The organism is Pseudomonas sp. S09G 359 (assembly GCF_002843605.1).
In the GTDB taxonomy this organism is placed as follows: Bacteria; Pseudomonadota; Gammaproteobacteria; order Pseudomonadales; family Pseudomonadaceae; genus Aquipseudomonas.
The window spans coordinates 317,324-334,878 of record NZ_CP025263.1 but is presented as its reverse complement, the minus strand read 5'-3'; the positions used below and the strand labels follow the sequence as shown (position 1 = coordinate 334,878).

The window sequence follows — 17,555 nt, the reverse complement described above, 5'->3', positions numbered from 1 at the left end:
CTTGCGCCGACTCGCCGCACGACTCAAGCTATGCTTCATTCGCTTAATGTCCGTCTAAGGAAAAGGCCCTCCGACATGCGCATTCTCATTACAGGCGGCGCTGGGTTTATCGGCTCTGCCCTGATTCGCCATCTGATTCAACACACCGAGCACGAAGTGCTCAACCTGGACAAGCTCACGTACGCCGGCAATCTGGAATCGCTGACCAGCATCGCTTCGAACAGCCGTTATGAGTTCGTCCAGGCCGACATCATCGACCAGGCCACCGTCAGTGCTGTGCTCGCGCGTTTCGAGCCCCAGGCGATCATGCACCTGGCTGCAGAATCCCATGTCGACCGCTCCATTGACGGTCCATCGGATTTTATCCAGACCAATATCGTCGGCACCTACAGCCTGCTGGAAGCCACGCGCGCCTATTGGCTCACGTTGGCCGAGCCGGCCAGAACCGCCTTCCGTTTCCATCACATTTCCACCGACGAAGTGTATGGCGACCTGCACGGCGTGGACGATCTGTTCACCGAAACCACGCCCTACGCGCCGAGCTCTCCGTACTCCGCAAGCAAGGCGGCATCCGATCATCTGGTCCGCGCATGGCATCGCACATATGGCCTGCCGGTGTTGCTGACCAACTGCTCGAACAACTACGGGCCATTCCACTTCCCCGAGAAGCTCATCCCGCTAGTGATCCTCAACGCCCTCGCGGGCAAGCCGCTACCGGTCTATGGTGATGGTTTACAGGTGCGGGACTGGCTGTTCGTGGAAGACCATGCACGTGCATTGCTTAAAGTGGTAACCGAAGGTGTAGTCGGCGAAACCTACAATATCGGTGGGCACAACGAGCAAAAGAACATCGACGTGGTACGCGGCATCTGCGGACTGCTGGAAGAGCTGGCCCCCCAACGCCCGGCCAGTGTCGAAAAATTTACCGACCTGATCACATTCGTCAAGGATCGCCCAGGCCACGATCAGCGCTACGCGATCGACGCCAGCAAGATAGAGCGCGAACTGGGCTGGGTTCCCGAAGAAACCTTCGAGACCGGCCTGCGCAAGACCGTGCAGTGGTACCTGGATAACCTTGGATGGTGTCGCAGGGTGCAGGACGGCAGTTATCAGGGTGAACGATTGGGCAACACAGACATGAAGGATTTGATTGCATGATGAAGGGAATCGTATTGGCGGGTGGCTCGGGTACCCGTCTGCACCCCATTACCCTAGGCGTGTCCAAGCAACTGCTGCCGGTGTACGACAAGCCGATGATCTACTACCCGATCTCGGTGCTGATGCTGGCTGGGATCAAGGAAATCCTGGTGATTTCCACCCCGGTGGATTTGCCGCAGTACCGTAACCTGCTGGGCGATGGCAGCCAGTTTGGCGTGCGTTTCAGCTATGCCGAACAGCCCTCGCCGGATGGTTTGGCCCAGGCCTTTATCATTGGCGAAGAGTTTATCGGTGACGATCCGGTTTGCCTGATCCTGGGCGACAACATCTTCCACGGCCAGCATTTTGGCGACCAGTTGCGCACTGCCGCCGAGCGCCCTAGCGGTGCCACGGTCTTTGGCTACTGGGTCAAGGACCCGGAGCGTTTTGGCGTCATCGACTTCGACAAAGAGGGCCGCGCCCTGTCCATCGAAGAAAAACCGGCCAAGCCTAAATCACCCTACGCGGTAACCGGCCTGTATTTCTACGATAACGACGTGATCAGCATCGCCAAGGCGGTCAAGCCGTCGCCCCGTGGCGAACTGGAAATTACCGACGTCAACAACGCTTACCTTAAGCGCGGTGACCTGCATGTGGAGCGTTTCGGCCGTGGCTTTGCCTGGCTGGACACCGGTACCCATGACAGCCTGCTCGAGGCCTCCACCTACGTGCAGACCATTGAACATCGCCAAGGCTTGAAGGTTGCCTGTCTGGAAGAGATCGCCTACGAAAACGGCTGGATCGACCGCGATCACCTGCTGGAGCGCGCCAAGTACTTTGGCAAGACCGGTTATGGTCAATACCTTTTCACTCTCGCTGGGGAAAACCCATGAATGTAACCGCCACTGAGTTGCCCGGTGTACTGATCATCGAGCCGAAGGTTTTTGGCGATGAACGCGGCTTTTTTTATGAGAGTTTCAATGCCCGCAACTTTTCCCAGGCCACAGGGTTGCAGCAGCATTTCGTGCAGGATAATCACTCGCGCTCGCAAAAAGGCGTGTTGCGCGGCCTGCACTATCAGGTCGAGCACGCCCAGGGAAAACTGGTGCGCGTGACGGCGGGTGAAGTATTGGACGTAGCCGTGGATATCCGCCGCAGCTCGCCGCATTTTGGCAAATGGGTCAGCGTGCGGCTTTCTGCCGAAAATAACCGCCAGCTGTGGGTACCAGCGGGATTTGCCCACGGTTTCGTGGTGCTCAGCGACTACGCCGAATTCCTCTACAAAACCACCGATTATTACACCCCGTCTGCCGAGCGCTGCATTCGCTGGGATGACCCGGATCTCGATATCGACTGGCAGTTGACGGGTACCCCAACCCTATCCGCCAAAGACCAGAGCGGCAAAAGCCTGAAAGAAGCCGACCTGTTCCCATGAAAATCCTCATCACCGGCCTTCACGGCCAAGTCTCCCAGGCGCTGCAACAGCAGCTCCAAGGCCTCGGCGAACTCATCGTGTTGGGCCGCGACCAGCTGGACCTGGCCAACACCGACCAGATCCGCCAGCAGGTGCGCGCCCACTGCCCCGACTTGATCATCAACGCGGCGGCCCACACCGCTGTCGATCAGGCCGAGAGCGAGCCTGACGCGGCCTTCGCCATCAATGCCATAGGTCCCGGCATCCTGGCGGAGGAAGCCAAGGCGCTGGGCATCCCGTTGATCCACTATTCCACCGACTATGTGTTCGACGGCAGCAAGCCCGCGCCCTACACCGAAGCCGATATGCCGAACCCGCTGGGCGTCTACGGGCAGAGCAAACTCGCCGGTGAACAGGCGATTGCAGCGGTCGGCGGCAAATATCTGATCCTGCGTACCAGTTGGGTCTACTCCAGCCACGGCAAGAATTTCCTGCTGACCATGCAGCGCCTGCTGCAGGAAAAGCCGCATATGCGCATCGTCGCCGACCAGATCGGTGCGCCGACCTGGGCCGGTACCATCGCCAACAGTACCCGCGCCCTGATCGAGCGCTGGCAAGTCGGTGCAGCCGGGGAGTGGGGTGTCTATCACCTGACCGCCCAAGGGGAAACCTCGTGGTTCGGCTTTGCCGAGGCGATCGCGCAGCAGTTGCGCGCCGAGGGCAAGGCCTGCGCCGAGCTGGAGGCCATCCCTTCCAGCGCCTACCCGACCCCCGCCAAGCGCCCGCTGAACTCGCGCCTCGATTGCGATCGTCTGCAGCAGCAGTGGCACGTCAGCCAACCGCAGTGGCAGGACGCATTGCGCGAGTGTCTTGCCGGGCAGCACTAGGCATAATGCGCCTGTACCCACAGGCGCACGACTCCCATGACTCCACCCCTTCCGCGAAGACCCCGCTGGCGCAGCCTCGCGCTGCTGGCGTTGTGCCTGGCACCGCTGCTGTGGCCGCTGGAGCACCTGGCCGAGCGCTATTACCGCAGCGAACTGGCCGGGCAGAACCGCCAGACCCTCGATCTGTACGTGGCCAACCTGCTCGGTACGTTGCACCGCTATGAGGTGCTGCCGCAGATCCTCGGGGACTTGCCGGCCCTACGCACCGCGCTGGATGCGCCAGAGGTGAGCACCAACCTGGTCAGCGCCAACCTGCTGCTCAAGGACGTCGCCGCCCAGGCCGGAGTGGAGGTGATGTACCTGATGGACACCACCGGCAAGACGCTTGCTGCGTCCAATTGGGACAAACAGGACAGCTTCGTCGGGCGCAATTTCTCGTTTCGCCCGTATTTCAGCGAAGCCATGGCCGGGCGCCTGGGGCGGTTCTTCGGCCTGGGTACCACCTCGGCCAAGCGTGGCTACTTTTTTGCCGCCGCCGTGCGTGATGGCGCGCGCATCATCGGCGTGCTGGTGGTCAAGGTCGACCTGGACCACACCGAAAGCCTGTGGGGCAACACCCCGGAACAACTGTTGGTGACCGACCACAATGGCGTGGTGATCCTCACGTCACGCCCGCAATGGCGGTTCCGCGCCACGCGGCCGCTGACCGCCGAAGAACGCCAGGCCATCATTGCCATCCAGCCCTACCCGACCCGCGACCCGCAGCCGCTGGCCCTGAGTTCCACGGCCTGGCTGCGCCAATCCACGGCCATCGCCGAGACGGGTTGGAACGTGGAAATCCTTGCGCCGCGCTCACTGATCAACCGCCCGGTGCGCACGGTGGTCGCCGTCGGTGGCGCCACGTTGCTGGTGTTGATGCTGTTGCTGGGCTTGATGATGCAACGCCGCCGCCATTACCTGGAGCGCATCGCCTTCGAAGCCAAGGCCCGGCGTGAGCTGGAGGCCCGCGTGGTCGAACGCACCAGCGATCTCGAAGGCCTCAACCGGCGCCTCAAACAGGAGGTGTTGGAGCGCGAGCACGCCCAGCAGGAACTGGTGCGCGCCCAGGATGACCTGGTGCAGGCCGGCAAGCTGTCGGCGCTGGGCACCATGTCGGCGAGTATCAGCCATGAACTCAACCAGCCCCTGGCAGCGATCCGCAGCTATGCGGAAAACGCCGAGATCCTGCTTGACCACGAACGCACCAGCGACGCGCGGGGCAACCTCAAGCTGATCAGCGAACTGACCGGACGCATGGCCTCTATCATCGCGCACCTGCGCGCCTTCGCCCGCCGCGACCGCCATGCCCCGGAAAGCGTGGCGCTGCAACCGGCGCTGGACGATGCGCTGGCCTTGCTGGCCAAGCGGCGGCGGTCGATGGAAGTCGAGTTGATCCGCGACCTGCCGGAAGCGACCCTGTGGGTGCAGGCCGGCGAAACCCGCTTGCGCCAGGTGCTCGGCAACCTGCTGGCCAACGCCCTCGATGCCCTCACCGAAAAAGGCCCTCCGCGCAAACTATGGCTAAGTGCCCAAACCACCGAACAGGGCGTCAACCTGTACATTCGCGACAACGGCCCGGGCTTTTGCATGGAAGCCCTGGGCCGCGCCAGCGAGCCGTTCTACACCACCAAGACCCGCACCCAGGGCCTGGGGCTGGGCCTGGCGATCTGTGACACCCTGATGCGTGCCTTTGGTGGCGAACTGCTGTTCGCCAACCACAAGGAAGGCGGCGCGCTGTTAACCCTGAAATTGCGTGCCGGCTCGCCGGGCGTCAGTCTGCAACCGTCCGAGGACCGCAGTGTATGAGTATCGATAACCAGATTCAGGTGGTGTTGATCGACGACGATCCACACCTGCGTCAGGCCCTGTGCCAGACCCTGGACCTGGCCGGGCTGAAAGTCCTGACCCTGGGCGAAGCCACCGGCCTCACCGCGCGCTTGTCCCGGGATTGGCCGGGCGTGGTGGTCAGCGATATCCGCATGCCGGGCATGGACGGGCTGGAATTGCTCGCCGAACTGCACGGCCAGGACCCGGACCTGCCGGTGCTGCTGATCACCGGCCACGGCGATGTGCCGTTGGCGGTGCAGGCCATGCGCGCCGGTGCCTATGACTTCCTGGAAAAACCCTTCGCCAGCGACGCGCTGCTCGACAGCGTGCGCCGCGCCCTGGCCCTGCGCCGCCTGGTGCTGGACAACCGCAGCCTGCGCCTGGCCCTGAGTGATCGCCAGCAACTGAGCACACGCCTGGTGGGCCACTCGCCGCAAATGCTGCGCCTGCGTGAGCAGATCGGCGCGCTGGCGGCGACCAAGGCCGACGTGCTGATCCTCGGCGAAACCGGCGCCGGCAAGGAAGTGGTCGCCCGCGCGCTGCACGACCTGTCGAGTCGGCGCAGCGGGCCGTTCGTGGCGATCAACGCCGGTGCCCTGGCCGAATCGGTGGTGGAAAGCGAACTGTTCGGCCACGAGCCGGGGGCGTTCACCGGCGCGCAGAAACGCCGTATCGGCAAGTTCGAATTCGCCAATGGCGGCACGCTGTTCCTCGATGAAATCGAGAGCATGAGCCTGGACGTGCAGGTCAAGCTGCTGCGCCTGTTGCAGGAGCGCGTGGTCGAGCGCCTGGGCGGCAACCAGTTGATCCCGCTGGATATCCGCATCATCGCTGCCACCAAGGAAGACCTGCGCCAATCCGCCGACCAGGGTCGCTTCCGCGCCGACTTGTACTATCGCCTCAACGTCGCACCACTGCGCATTCCGCCACTGCGCGAGCGCGGTGAAGACGCGTTGATGCTGTTCCAACACTTTGCCGATGAAGCCAGCAGCCGCCACGGCCTGCCGCTGCACGAGCTGCAACCGGGCCAACGCGCGCTGCTGTTGCGTCACAGCTGGCCGGGCAATGTGCGCGAGTTGCAGAACGCCGCCGAGCGCTTCGCCCTGGGCCTGGAGCTGGCGCTGGACAACACGCCGGACACCCCATCGGCGAGCGTGCTGACCTCCACCCCCGGCGGTTTGAGCGAGCAAGTCGAGCAGTTCGAAAAGAGCCTGATCGCCGCCGAACTCACCCGCCCCCACAGCTCCGTGCGCAGCCTCGCTGAAGCCCTGGGCGTGCCACGCAAGACCCTGCACGACAAACTGCGCAAGCACGGCCTGAACTTCGCCGACAGCGGCAACCACAGCACAGACGACGAATGACCCCGCCCACCAGACGAGAGGCCGCCATGAGCCGCGACAGCCGTTACCTGGAATCCATCCTGCACCACGACATCCCCCTCACCCGGGACATGGGCCTCAAGGTGCTCGACTGGCAACACGGCCAATTGCAACTGCACCTGCCGCTGCAAGCCAATATCAACCACAAGAGCACGATGTTCGGCGGCAGCCTCTACTGCGGCGCGGTGCTGGCGGGCTGGGGCTGGCTGCACCTGCAACTGCGCGAAGAAGGCATCGAGGACGGGCATATCGTGATTCAGGAAGGGCAGATCAGTTACCCGCTGCCGGTGACACAGGACGCGACCGTGATTTGCCAGGCGCCGGAAGAGAAGGTGTGGAAACGTTTTGTGGCGACGTACAAGCGCTATGGTCGGGCGCGGTTGACGCTGGAGACGTGGATTGTGAATGCGGGCAGTGAATCAAGAGCAGTGGCCTTCACTGGCCAATACGTCCTGCACCGCTAACCGCCTCAACACAAAACCAAATGTGGGAGCGGGCTTGCTCGCGAATGCGGTGCATCAGATACCTATTCAGTGGCTGACACTCCGCATTCGCGAGCAAGCCCGCTCCCACATTCTGATTTGTTGTGGCCTTATGAACGGGCCAGGGTCAACAGCCGTTCACGCCATGCCGCTTTAGCCGGCAACGCCAAAAAGAACGGGTTCAGCAACGACTCCCGCGCCGGGTAGCTGAACGGCTCACCGCTCAACTCCAGCACCTCGCCGCCTGCGCCTTCCAGCACGCCCTGGGCCGCTGCGGTGTCCCATTGCGAGGTCGGTGCCAGGCGTGGGTAGCAATCGGCGCTGCCCTCGGCCAATAGGCAAAACTTCAACGAGCTGCCGATATTCGCCAGTTTCAACGCGCCCAAGTCTTCGCTCAGCCCGTCCAGCAAACGCTCCTGCTCGGGGCTGGTATGCCGACGGCTGGCCACCACGGTAAACGACTCGCCCGCGGCCGGCGTCTCACGCACCTGGATCTGCTTGGGCGCCTCATTCACATCCGAGCGCCAGGCGCCCAAGCCCGCGCCACCGAAATAGCAACGGCCGCTGGTGGGCATGGACACCACGCCAAACACCACACGGCCCTGTTCGATCAGCGCGATATTCACGGTGAACTCTTCGCTGCCGGCGATAAATTCCTTGGTGCCATCCAGCGGGTCCACCAGCCACCAGCGCTGCCAACCGGCGCGCACGCTCTGGTCGATATCGGCGTCCTCTTCAGACAACACCGGGATGCTCGGGTCCAGCGCCGTGAGCCCGGCGAGGATCAGGTGGTGGGCCGCCAGGTCCGCTGCCGTCACGGGCGAGTCATCGGCCTTGGACGTCACCGCCACGTTGGCACGCCAATACGGCAGGATCACTTCACCCGCCTGGCGAGCCAGCTCGATGACCGGGGCGATAAACGGGTGGCCTAAAAACAGTTCGCTCATGCGGTAAACGCTCCACGCTGAATCAACAAATCTCGTACCAGGTACAGCGCGGCCAGGGCGCGGCCTTCGCTGAATTGCTCGTTTTGCGCGAGTTGCGACAACTCACGCAGGTTGACCCTGTCCACGCGCATCGGTTCGGGCTCATCGCCTTCCAGGCGCTCTTCGTAGAGGTCGGTGGCGAGCACCACCTGGATTTTCTGGCTCATGTAGCCGGGCGACAGCGAAAGCTCGGTGATGTGCTCCAACTGACGTGCGCCGTAGCCCGCCTCCTCCTTGAGCTCGCGGTCCGCCGCCGCCAGTACATCCTCGCCAGGCTCGATCAAGCCCTTGGGCAAGGACAATTCATACTCGTCGGTACCGCCGCAGTACTCTTCCACCAGCAACGCGTGATCTTCATCGATCATCGCCACGATCATCACCGCGCCGTAGCCGGCACCGCGGCCTACCAGGCGCTCGTAGGTCCGTTCAACGCCATTGGAAAAGCGCAACTGCACTTCCTCCACGCGGAACAAACGGCTACTGGCGACTATTTCGCGGGCGAGGACGGTGGGTTTCTGGCGCATAAGCGGCTCCTTGGCGTGATCGGGTTACTATACCGTGGCTTTTCCGATTGTCTGTGTCGGATATCTTTACTTACATGAGAACGCCCCATGCCCTCTTTGCCCTGGCACGCCATCGACACCGTCCTGCTGGACATGGACGGCACCCTGCTGGACCTGCACTTCGACAACCACTTCTGGATGGAACACCTGCCCCAGCGCTACGCCGAGCTGCACGGGGTGAGCCGGGCCATGGCCGAGATGGAGTTGCAGCCGCTGTTCGAGCGTAACGCCGGACAGTTGCAATGGTATTGCCTGGATTTCTGGAGCACCGAGCTGAAGATTCCGGTGCGCGAACTCAAGCTGGAAACTGCCCACCTGATCGCGCTGCGCCCGGATGCAGACACCTTTCTGGCGGCGATCAAACGCGCCGGCAAGCGGGTGATCCTGATCACCAATGCTCACCGCGATTCGCTGTCTTTGAAGTTGGAACGCATTGAACTGGCGCCGTATTTCGAGCGGTTGATCAGCTCCCACGACTACGGTTTCGCCAAGGAAAACCCGCAGTTCTGGGATGCACTGCAAGCCGACATCCAATTCGACCCGGCCCGCAGCCTGTTTATCGATGACACTTTGCCGATCCTGCGCAGCGCCCAGGCGTTTGGCGTGGGGCATTTGCTGGCGGTGAAAGAACCGGACAGTCAGAAGGGGCCCAAGGACACCGGGGAGTTTGCCGCCGTCGACGACTACCGCGATCTCATAGCCGGACTCTAATCTAATGTGGGAGGGGGCCTGCCCCCTTCCACATTTCTACTGATGTATTACTCAGGAATACGCAGCGTTTGCCCTGGGTAAATTTTATCCGGATGCGACAACAGCGGCTTGTTGGCCTCGAAGATCTTGTTGTACTGGTTGGCATTGCCGTAAACAGCCAGGGAAATCGCGCTCAGGGTGTCGCCCTTTTTCACCACGACGAAACGGGCAGCGGCAACCACCGGCCCGGATACGGTGATCTGGTCATCCACACTGGCCACCCCGGCAATATTGCCCAGTGCCAGCAGAATCTTCTCTTTCTCTTCCTGGGAGGCAACTTCGCCAGTCACGGTCACTTTGTCGCCATCAACCGTGGTCTGCACATTCGGGTTACCCAGGCCCACCTTGGATACGTGTTCCTTCAACTGCTCACTGGCGTTGGCATTACCCGGCGTCAACAGGTCGACAATTTTTTCGCCGGCTTCTTTGATAAAGCTGAAAATGCTCATGGTGCGCTCTCCTTGGGATTTGGTTTCCAGATGCCCAAGACTAGACCAGTCTCACCGATTTGGGTTCCAGCCCGGCCCAAGACCCAAACGCGCTAGAATCCCCCCGCCATTGGAATAAGCCCTGGAGCGAAGATGGACATCAAACAGCTGAAATTCCTCATCGCCCTGGACGAAACCCGTCACTTCGGCCAGGCGGCCGCACGTTGCCACATCACCCAGCCGACCTTGTCGATGCGCCTGCGCAGTCTTGAAGAAGAACTGGACCTGCCGCTGGTCAATCGCGGCCAGCGTTTTGAAGGCTTCACCGCGCCCGGTGAGCGCGTGCTGGCCTGGGCGCGCACCGTGCTGGCGGCGTACGACGGCTTGCAGGCCGAAGCGGCGGCCTGCCGTGGCAACCTCGTCGGTACGTTGCGCCTGGGGGTGGTGCCGTTGTCGAGCTTCGATCCGCTGGCCTTGATGCAGCAATTGCACAAAGAACACCCGAGCCTGCGTTTTGAGCTATCGGCGCTCAGCTCCGAGCAGATCCTTGAACAGCTGGCGAGCAACCGCCTGGACCTCGGTGTGTCGTACCTGGAGCGCCTGGACAACGAGCGCTTCGACTCCTTCGCGCTCGGCGAAACCCGCATGGGCCTGCTCTACGACCAGCGCTATTTCAGCTTCGGCGACACGCCTTTGAGTTGGGAGGCGCTGACCGAGCTGCCCCTGGGCATGCTCACCAGCGGCATGCACTTTCGCCAGTCCATCGACCATAACTTCCATAGCCGGGGTCTCAACCCGCAACCGCTGTTGCAGACCGACGCCGTCCATCAGTTGTTACAAGCCGTGCACGGCGGATTGTGTTGCGCAGTAATGCCACTGGACGGTGGCCTGGATGCACTCACCGAGCATTTGCGCCTGCAACCCATTGAAGACGCCCACACGCTGGCGCGCCTGGGGCTGATCATGCGCCGTAGCGCACCGCGCTCGGCGCTGGCGGAAGCGTGTTTCGCGCTGTTTCAGAAATCGCAAACCGCGCCTTGATCGACGTCATCTATCGATAGATCAGTACTGGCAATTAGACGCGACGCTTTGTCGCGCCTAGTCTAAACACTGATCAATCCGTCGGTGGTACTGCCCCATGAACGCCAAGCGCCCAGTCTGCGCGGCGCCCGTCCCTGAAACGCCCGCGCCCGCCGCCAGCCAGAGCTACCAGTTTTGCAACCTCGAACACACAGAAGTCGCCAGTACTGCATTGGCGGAAGAAGTGGCGTTGGCGATTGCCTATAACGACATCAGCCAGGCAGTCATGCTGGTGACACCCACCGACCTGGAAGACTTCATTGTCGGCTTTAGCCTCGGTAGTGGAATTATCGCCGACGTTAGCGACATTTATGATCTCAAACTCAGCGGCTCGGGTTCGGCCCAATACGCTCAAGTGCAGATTTCCAGTCGCGCCTTCTGGAACCTCAAGCAACAACGCCGCCAGTTGGCCGGCACCAGCGGCTGTGGCCTGTGTGGCGTGGAAGCAGTGGAACAGGCCTTGCCGGACCTGCAAGTGCTGCCCGGTGCACCGTTGCCGCCTGCCGCATGGCTCGACGGCCTGCGCCAACGCATCAGCGCGTTCCAGCCCCTGGGCCAACACAGCGGCGCAGTGCACGCCGCGGTATTTATGAACAACCAGGGTGAATTGCTGCTGGGCCGTGAAGACATCGGCCGGCACAACGCCCTGGACAAGCTGATTGGCGCGTTGATCCGCCAAAAAATCCCGACTGACGGCGGCCTGGCAATTGTCACCAGCCGTTGCAGCCTCGAATTGATACAGAAAGTCCTGCGCGCGGGCATCCAGACCCTGGTAAGCCTGTCGTCACCCACTGGCCTTGCCCTGCAATGGGCGCGCCGGCACAACCTCAATCTCATCCACCTGCCGCAGAAAAGCGCGCCGCGGGTCTACAGCCCTGCGATGGAGTACCAGCCATGAGCAATCACCACCAAGCCGACCAAACCCCAACCCCGCGCTACAAGCCCTATAAAGGCCCGGCAGGCGGCTGGGGCGCTTTGATCAGCGTGGCCCAAGCGTGGCTGACCAGCGACAACGCGCTGAAAAACCTGCGCATGATGCTCAAGACCAACCAGAACGGCGGCTTCGACTGCCCTGGCTGTGCCTGGGGCGATTCGCCGGAAAGCGGCATGGTCAAGTTCTGTGAAAACGGCGCCAAGGCGGTCAACTGGGAAGCCACCAAGCGTCGGGTCGACGCCGCATTTTTCGCCAAGCACAGCGTCACCGCGCTGCTGGAGCAAAGCGACTATTGGCTGGAATACCAGGGCCGCCTGACCGAACCGATGCGCTATGACGCCGAAACCGACCGCTACCTGCCCATCAGCTGGGAAGCCGCGTTCGATCTGGTCGGCAAGCACCTCAATGCCCTGCCGAGCCCGGACATGGCCGAGTTCTACACCTCGGGCCGCGCCAGCAACGAAGCGGCCTATTTGTACCAGCTGTTTGTGCGCGCCTACGGTACCAACAACTTCCCGGACTGCTCGAACATGTGCCATGAGGCCAGCGGCGTAGCCCTGGCGCAAAGCGTAGGCGTCGGCAAAGGCACCGTGACCTTTGACGACTTCGAACATGCCGATGCAATTTTTGTCTGGGGCCAGAACCCTGGCACTAACCACCCGCGCATGCTCGAACCGCTGCGTGAGGCCGTTAAACGCGGCGCTCAAGTGGTGTGCATCAACCCACTCAAAGAACGCGGCCTGGAACGCTTCCAGCACCCGCAACACCCGCTGGAAATGCTCACCAACGGCGACAAGCCGACCAACACCGCGTACTTCCGCCCGGCGCTGGGTGGCGACATGGCCATTCTGCGCGGCATGGCCAAGTTCCTGCTGCTGTGGGAACGCCAGGCCCAGGCCGAAGGTAAAGAAGCCGTGTTCGACCACGACTTCCTCAACGAACACACCGCCAATGTGCTGGATTACCTGGGCAAGATCGACGACACCTCGTGGGATGAAATCGTTGCGCAGTCCGGCCTGCCTCTGGTCGAGATCGAGCAAGCGGCGCGCATGTACGCCAAAGGCAAGAACGTGATCATGTGCTGGGCGATGGGCATCACCCAGCACCGCCACTCGGTACCAACCATCCAGGAAATCGCCAACCTGATGCTGCTGCGCGGCAATATCGGCCGCCCGGGCGCGGGCCTGTGCCCGGTGCGTGGCCACAGTAACGTGCAAGGCGACCGCACCATGGGCATCAACGAGCGCCCACCCGTGGCGTTCCTCGACTCGCTGGAGCGCCGCTTCCAGTTCCAGGTGCCGCGCACCAATGGCCACAACGTGGTCGAAGCGATTCACGCCATGCTGGAAGGCCGCTCCAAGGTATTTATCGGCCTGGGCGGCAACTTCGCCCAAGCCACCCCGGACAGCCCGCGCACCTTCGAAGCGCTGCGCAATTGCGACCTTACCGTACAGATCAGCACCAAGCTCAACCGCAGCCACCTGACCCACGGCAAAGACGCGCTGATCCTGCCGTGCCTGGGCCGTACCGACATCGACATCCAGGCCGAAGGCCCGCAGGCGGTGACGGTAGAAGACTCGTTCAGCATGGTTCACGATTCCAATGGCCAGCTGCAGCCGCTGTCGAAGCAGATGAAGTCGGAGCCGGCCATTCTCGCCGGCATCGCCGCCGCGACCCTGGGCAGCAAACCGGTGGACTGGAACTGGCTGGTGGCCGACTACAGCCGCATTCGTGACCTGATCGCCGACACCATCCCCGGCTTCAAGGATTTCAACGAGCGCCTCAAACACCCTGGCGGTTTCTACCTGGGCAACTCCGCCGGTGCGCGGCGCTGGAATACGCCTTCGGGCCGCGCCAACTTCCGCGCGAATATCCTGCCCAAAGACCTGATCCACGAACGCACCCACGCCACGGGCCGCGTTCCGGACCTGATCATGCAATCGATGCGTTCCCACGATCAGTACAACACCACCATCTATGGCCTGGACGACCGCTATCGCGGGGTGAAAGGCCAGCGTGACGTGCTGTTCGTCAACGAAGCCGACATCATCCGCCTGGGCTTCAAGCCGGGGCAGAAGGCCGACATCGTGTCTTTGTGGGAAGACGGGCGCGAACGCCGGGTCAAGGGTTTCACCTTGCTGGCGTTTGATATTCCGGCGGGGCAGGCAGCCGCCTATTACCCGGAAGTAAACCCACTGGTGCCGCTGGAAAGCACCGGGGACGGCAGCCATACACCCACGTCGAAGTTCGTGGCGATCCGCCTGGAAGCGGCGAGTGACAGCGGGCTGATCATGGCCAGGTCGGCCTGATCACTTCGGGCATAAAAAAGGCCGCTTTTGCATAAAAGCGGCCGCTCCGAAGTAACTAAAGACCTGCAAAAACAACTTAAGTTCCCTAGTAAAAACAGTAACTTATAGAATTGTGTACAATTCGTGTTACTGGTCGGATTTCTATTGTCACACTGTCAATACAGCCTCAGGATCGCGCCGTCATCCTCTTGAGGTCTCCCTATGAAGTTCTCCTCGATTCTCTTGTTGTCCCTTGGCCTGGTCAGTGGCGCAGCCATGGCCGGTGGCACCACCGAAGCCGGTGTGGGCGGCGCATTGGGCGGGGTTTTAGGTTCGGTTGTCGGTCAGCAGCTCGGCGGCAATACCGGCTCCACCATCGGTGCAGCCCTGGGTGGCGCCGGCGGTAGCGCGGTAGGCGCCGATAAACGCAGCCGCGGTGAAGCAGCCATCGGCGGCGCCCTGGGTGCAGCGGGCGGCAACGTGGTAGGCCGCAGTGTCGGCGGCAGCACCGGTGCACTGATCGGCTCGGCGGCCGGCGGTGGCGCGGGTGGTGCATTGGGTAACTACATGGGCAACAAGAGCGATGACGATGATCGCCGTTCCCGTGACAACCGCCGTTACGATCGTGACGATCATCGCGGCCGTGGCCATGCCTATGGGCATCGCAAGAACAAGCATCACTACCGTCACCGGTAAAATCTAAAGAACACCGAAAATCCAATGTGGGAGGGGGTTTGCTCCCGATAGCGATGTGTCAGTCATAACTTTATCGACTGATACACCGCAATCGGGGGCAAGCCCCCTCCCACATTGGTTTCTGCTGTGCTTATCAGATCGAGTCAGGCCACCAACCGCTGCAACGCCTCGCGCAACGTCCCGGGAATCGTCACCGGCTGGTTCGACGCCCGATCCACAAACACATGCACAAAGCGCCCCGCCGCACAGGCCTCCTCCTCGCCTGCCTTGAACACCGCCAGCTCGTACTGCACCGAGCTGTTGCCCAACTTACCCACGCGCAGCCCAATGTCTATGCGATCCGGGAAAGCGATCGAGGCAAAGTAATCGCACGCCGAACTCACCACAAACCCCACCACCTCGCCGTCATGAATATCCAACCCACCTTGCTCAATCAGGTAGGTATTCACCGCCGTGTCGAAGAAGCTGTAATAGGTCACGTTGTTTACATGGCCATACACATCGTTGTCGTGCCAACGCGTGATGATTGGCTGGAAGTGACGGTAATCGGCGCGTTGCGGCATTGAGTCAGGCATGGGCACGTCTCATGAAAGTAGGTTTACAGGTCATTCAGATGGGCTTGGGCCCACTCACGCACGTCGGCGTAGGGGTAGTCTTCCAGCGCAGCAAAACCGGGAATGCCCCGCGCCTTCAACTTGGTAAACAACGGCACGCTGATACCACCCAGGAACCGAGTCAGCCGCTCGGCACCAGGCAAGCTACCGGTGTGCTCATGATGCCTGTGGATAAAATCACCGCACAGCCCCATGAAGTTTTTATCCACAAGCGGCGGCAAACTTGGCGGCGCCGGCAGGTGCGCAATATGGCCGTGGCAGACCGAACAATGCCCGCAACGCTGCGGGGCTTTTTCATCACCGAAATACTGCGCCAGGCGCTGCCCCAGGCAATGCTCGGTGGCGAACAGATCGAGCATGGCGTGAATCCGCGCCACCTCCCCCACTTCGTGTTGCTTGAAGCCTGTGTATAACTCCGCGCTCAGCGCCTGGGGATCGAAGTCGGTATTGAGCAGGCTGTAGACCTCGGTCATCTGCTTGCTTTCCAGTTCGATCAAGCCCTGCTCCTGGAAGTAATCCAGCGCTTTCACCACCCGGCTGCGCTCGGCATTGTGCAGTTGGTAAAGCGCGTCGAAATCCACCGTCGCCCAGGTTTTAGCGCGCTTGCACACCTGGATAATTGCCGCGACAAACTGCTGCCGCTCGCCGGAAAAGCGTGCCAGCAAGGCCTCGGGCTCGATCAGGTACTTGAAGCGGTATTCGGCGTAGAACGCATAGCGCGGCGCGATCACGCCCTTGAGCTCCAATTGCACCAGCAGTGTCTTCAGCGGCAGCTCGCGGATATTGCTGTGATCCGACAACGACCGCAGCAGGAACTCCCACTGCCCCTCACTGCGCGACGCCTGCAACTCCTCCAGCACACGGCGGATACCGTCCTGCTCGGGCGTATCGCCATACACGAAGTTTTCCAGCACATTGAGGCTGTCGCGGTTCGCCAGCACCAGGCATTCGGATGGCTGCCCATCACGCCCCGCCCGGCCGATTTCCTGGCTGTAGTTCTCGATGGATTTGGGCAGGTCGAAGTGCACCACATTGCGGATGTCACTTTTGTCGATGCCCATGCCGAACGCGATGGTGGCCACGATGCAATTGGAGCGCCCGCTCATGAAGCGCTGCTGGATACCTTCACGTTTATCGTGGGGCAAACCTGCGTGATAGGCCTCGGCCTGGATGCCGTTGCGGTTCAGGTGCTCGGCAATCTGCTCGGCGGTCTTTTGCAAGGTCACGTAGACGATGCTCGGCTGGTTGGCCCGCTCGCTCATCCAGGCTATCAGCCGGCGGCGCTTGTCCTGGCCGCTGACCGGCTCCACCAGCAGGTTGAGGTTGGGCCTGTAGAAGCCTGTGGTGATCACATCCCCGGGGGCAATGGCGAACTTGGCCTGCATGTCGCCAATTACCTTGGGGGTGGCCGTGGCCGTCAACAGCAGCGCCTGTGGGATGTTGAACTGGCGCTGGTAGTCCGGCAGCTTCAAATAGTCCGGGCGGAAGTTGTGGCCCCACTCGGAAATACAGTGCGCTTCATCCACCACCAGCAGCGAGATCTGCACACTTTGCAGGAAGTTGCGAAAGCGCTCGTTCTTCAGGCGCTCCACCGAAATCATCAGGATTTTCAGCTCGCCCGAACGCGCTCGGGCCATGACGTCATTGGCGTCTTCACGACTTTGCGCCGAATCGATACTGCCCGCTGAAATACCATGGCGCTGCAAAAAACCAAGCTGGTCCTGCATCAACGCCAACAGCGGCGACACCACCAGTGTCAGGTGCGGCAGCAACACCGCCGACAGCTGGTAACACAGGGACTTGCCCGAACCCGTCGGGAAAATTGCGGCCGCAGAACGCCCGGCCAGAACGGCACTGACGGCTTCTTCCTGGCCCAGACGAAACTGTGGATAACCAAAGACCTGCTGGAGGGTGTCGTGCATAGGCTGTCACTCCATTGACCGCTGAACGTGGCTTAAAAACATAGCCCGCAAATCTCAGCGAATCGAGAAAGGTCGCATGGAAAAAAGAGACAGGATGATACACAGGGAGGGGATGGCCTAGGGCCGAAG

Annotated in this window: 17 protein-coding genes; 12 read left to right on the top strand and 5 right to left on the bottom strand. The window is 61.6% G+C overall.

All coding sequences use genetic code 11. The features are described from left to right. Window positions 1–75: 75 nt before the first annotated feature. The 7 genes from rfbB to CXQ82_RS01475 are packed head-to-tail and all read left to right on the top strand — an operon-like array spanning window position 76 to window position 7,147. Window positions 76–1,158 carry a dTDP-glucose 4,6-dehydratase gene (gene rfbB, locus CXQ82_RS01505; protein WP_101265506.1) on the top strand — a complete coding sequence of 361 codons (1,083 nt, stop codon included), beginning with the start codon at window positions 76–78 and terminating at the stop codon, window positions 1,156–1,158. Next, the gene (rfbA, locus tag CXQ82_RS01500) at window positions 1,155–2,030 is read left to right on the top strand and encodes a glucose-1-phosphate thymidylyltransferase RfbA (protein WP_101265503.1); all 876 of its coding nucleotides are present in this window, start codon (window positions 1,155–1,157) and stop codon (window positions 2,028–2,030) included. Before rfbB ends, rfbA begins: the two co-directional genes overlap by 4 nt. Further along, the gene (gene rfbC / locus CXQ82_RS01495; RefSeq protein ID WP_101265501.1) at window positions 2,027–2,572 is read left to right on the top strand and encodes a dTDP-4-dehydrorhamnose 3,5-epimerase; all 546 of its coding nucleotides are present in this window, start codon (window positions 2,027–2,029) and stop codon (window positions 2,570–2,572) included. The genes rfbA and rfbC overlap by 4 nt, the downstream gene beginning before the upstream one ends. After that, a complete protein-coding gene (gene rfbD / locus CXQ82_RS01490; RefSeq protein WP_101265499.1) occupies window positions 2,569–3,438 on the top strand; it encodes a dTDP-4-dehydrorhamnose reductase in 870 nt (289 codons plus the stop codon). The genes rfbC and rfbD overlap by 4 nt, the downstream gene beginning before the upstream one ends. Window positions 3,439–3,474: 36 nt before the next feature. After that, window positions 3,475–5,283: an ATP-binding protein gene (locus CXQ82_RS01485; RefSeq protein ID WP_101265497.1), complete on the top strand. Its 1,809-nt coding sequence runs from the start codon at window positions 3,475–3,477 to the stop codon at window positions 5,281–5,283. Beyond that, window positions 5,280–6,665 (top strand): sigma-54 dependent transcriptional regulator, encoded by a 1,386-nt coding sequence (locus CXQ82_RS01480; RefSeq protein WP_101265495.1) that lies wholly within the window; start codon window positions 5,280–5,282, stop codon window positions 6,663–6,665. Before CXQ82_RS01485 ends, CXQ82_RS01480 begins: the two co-directional genes overlap by 4 nt. A 26-nt stretch (window positions 6,666–6,691) precedes the next feature. Continuing rightward, window positions 6,692–7,147, top strand: coding sequence for a thioesterase domain-containing protein (locus CXQ82_RS01475; protein ID WP_101265493.1), 456 nt, complete (start codon window positions 6,692–6,694; stop codon window positions 7,145–7,147). Window positions 7,148–7,275: 128 nt separating this feature from the next. Here the strand turns inward: CXQ82_RS01475 and cysQ are convergent, their stop codons facing one another. Continuing rightward, on the bottom strand, window positions 7,276–8,112 hold the full coding sequence (gene cysQ / locus CXQ82_RS01470; protein WP_101265491.1) for a 3'(2'),5'-bisphosphate nucleotidase CysQ: 837 nt from the start codon (window positions 8,110–8,112) through the stop codon (window positions 7,276–7,278). Continuing rightward, window positions 8,109–8,675 (bottom strand): ADP compounds hydrolase NudE, encoded by a 567-nt coding sequence (gene nudE / locus CXQ82_RS01465; RefSeq protein WP_101265489.1) that lies wholly within the window; start codon window positions 8,673–8,675, stop codon window positions 8,109–8,111. The genes cysQ and nudE overlap by 4 nt, the downstream gene beginning before the upstream one ends. Before the next feature lie 87 nt (window positions 8,676–8,762). On the opposite strand from nudE, the gene yrfG reads away from it, so the two are divergent. Beyond that, window positions 8,763–9,425 carry a GMP/IMP nucleotidase gene (yrfG, locus tag CXQ82_RS01460; protein ID WP_101265487.1) on the top strand — a complete coding sequence of 221 codons (663 nt, stop codon included), beginning with the start codon at window positions 8,763–8,765 and terminating at the stop codon, window positions 9,423–9,425. A 47-nt stretch (window positions 9,426–9,472) separates the two neighbouring features. On the opposite strand, the gene lysM is transcribed toward yrfG, so the two are convergent. Then, on the bottom strand, window positions 9,473–9,913 hold the full coding sequence (gene lysM / locus CXQ82_RS01455; protein WP_101265485.1) for a peptidoglycan-binding protein LysM: 441 nt from the start codon (window positions 9,911–9,913) through the stop codon (window positions 9,473–9,475). Between the two features lie 132 nt (window positions 9,914–10,045). Between lysM and CXQ82_RS01450 the strand changes: the two genes are divergently transcribed. From CXQ82_RS01450 to CXQ82_RS01435, 4 genes are all read left to right on the top strand, one after another. Next, window positions 10,046–10,933, top strand: a complete 888-nt coding sequence (locus tag CXQ82_RS01450; RefSeq protein WP_101265483.1) for a LysR family transcriptional regulator — start codon at window positions 10,046–10,048, stop codon at window positions 10,931–10,933. Window positions 10,934–11,030: 97 nt separating this feature from the next. Next, window positions 11,031–11,870, top strand: a complete 840-nt coding sequence (gene fdhD / locus CXQ82_RS01445; RefSeq protein WP_101265481.1) for a formate dehydrogenase accessory sulfurtransferase FdhD — start codon at window positions 11,031–11,033, stop codon at window positions 11,868–11,870. Further along, window positions 11,867–14,215 carry an FdhF/YdeP family oxidoreductase gene (locus tag CXQ82_RS01440; protein WP_101265479.1) on the top strand — a complete coding sequence of 783 codons (2,349 nt, stop codon included), beginning with the start codon at window positions 11,867–11,869 and terminating at the stop codon, window positions 14,213–14,215. The genes fdhD and CXQ82_RS01440 overlap by 4 nt, the downstream gene beginning before the upstream one ends. Before the next feature lie 201 nt (window positions 14,216–14,416). Then, the gene (locus CXQ82_RS01435; protein ID WP_053140314.1) at window positions 14,417–14,890 is read left to right on the top strand and encodes a glycine zipper domain-containing protein; all 474 of its coding nucleotides are present in this window, start codon (window positions 14,417–14,419) and stop codon (window positions 14,888–14,890) included. Window positions 14,891–15,033: 143 nt separating this feature from the next. On the opposite strand, the gene CXQ82_RS01430 is transcribed toward CXQ82_RS01435, so the two are convergent. Both CXQ82_RS01430 and CXQ82_RS01425 read right to left on the bottom strand, forming a co-directional pair. Further along, on the bottom strand, window positions 15,034–15,465 hold the full coding sequence (locus tag CXQ82_RS01430; protein WP_101265477.1) for a thioesterase family protein: 432 nt from the start codon (window positions 15,463–15,465) through the stop codon (window positions 15,034–15,036). Between the two features lie 23 nt (window positions 15,466–15,488). After that, the gene (locus CXQ82_RS01425; RefSeq protein WP_101265475.1) at window positions 15,489–17,426 is read right to left on the bottom strand and encodes an ATP-dependent DNA helicase RecQ; all 1,938 of its coding nucleotides are present in this window, start codon (window positions 17,424–17,426) and stop codon (window positions 15,489–15,491) included. Between the last annotated feature and the right edge of the window lie 129 nt (window positions 17,427–17,555).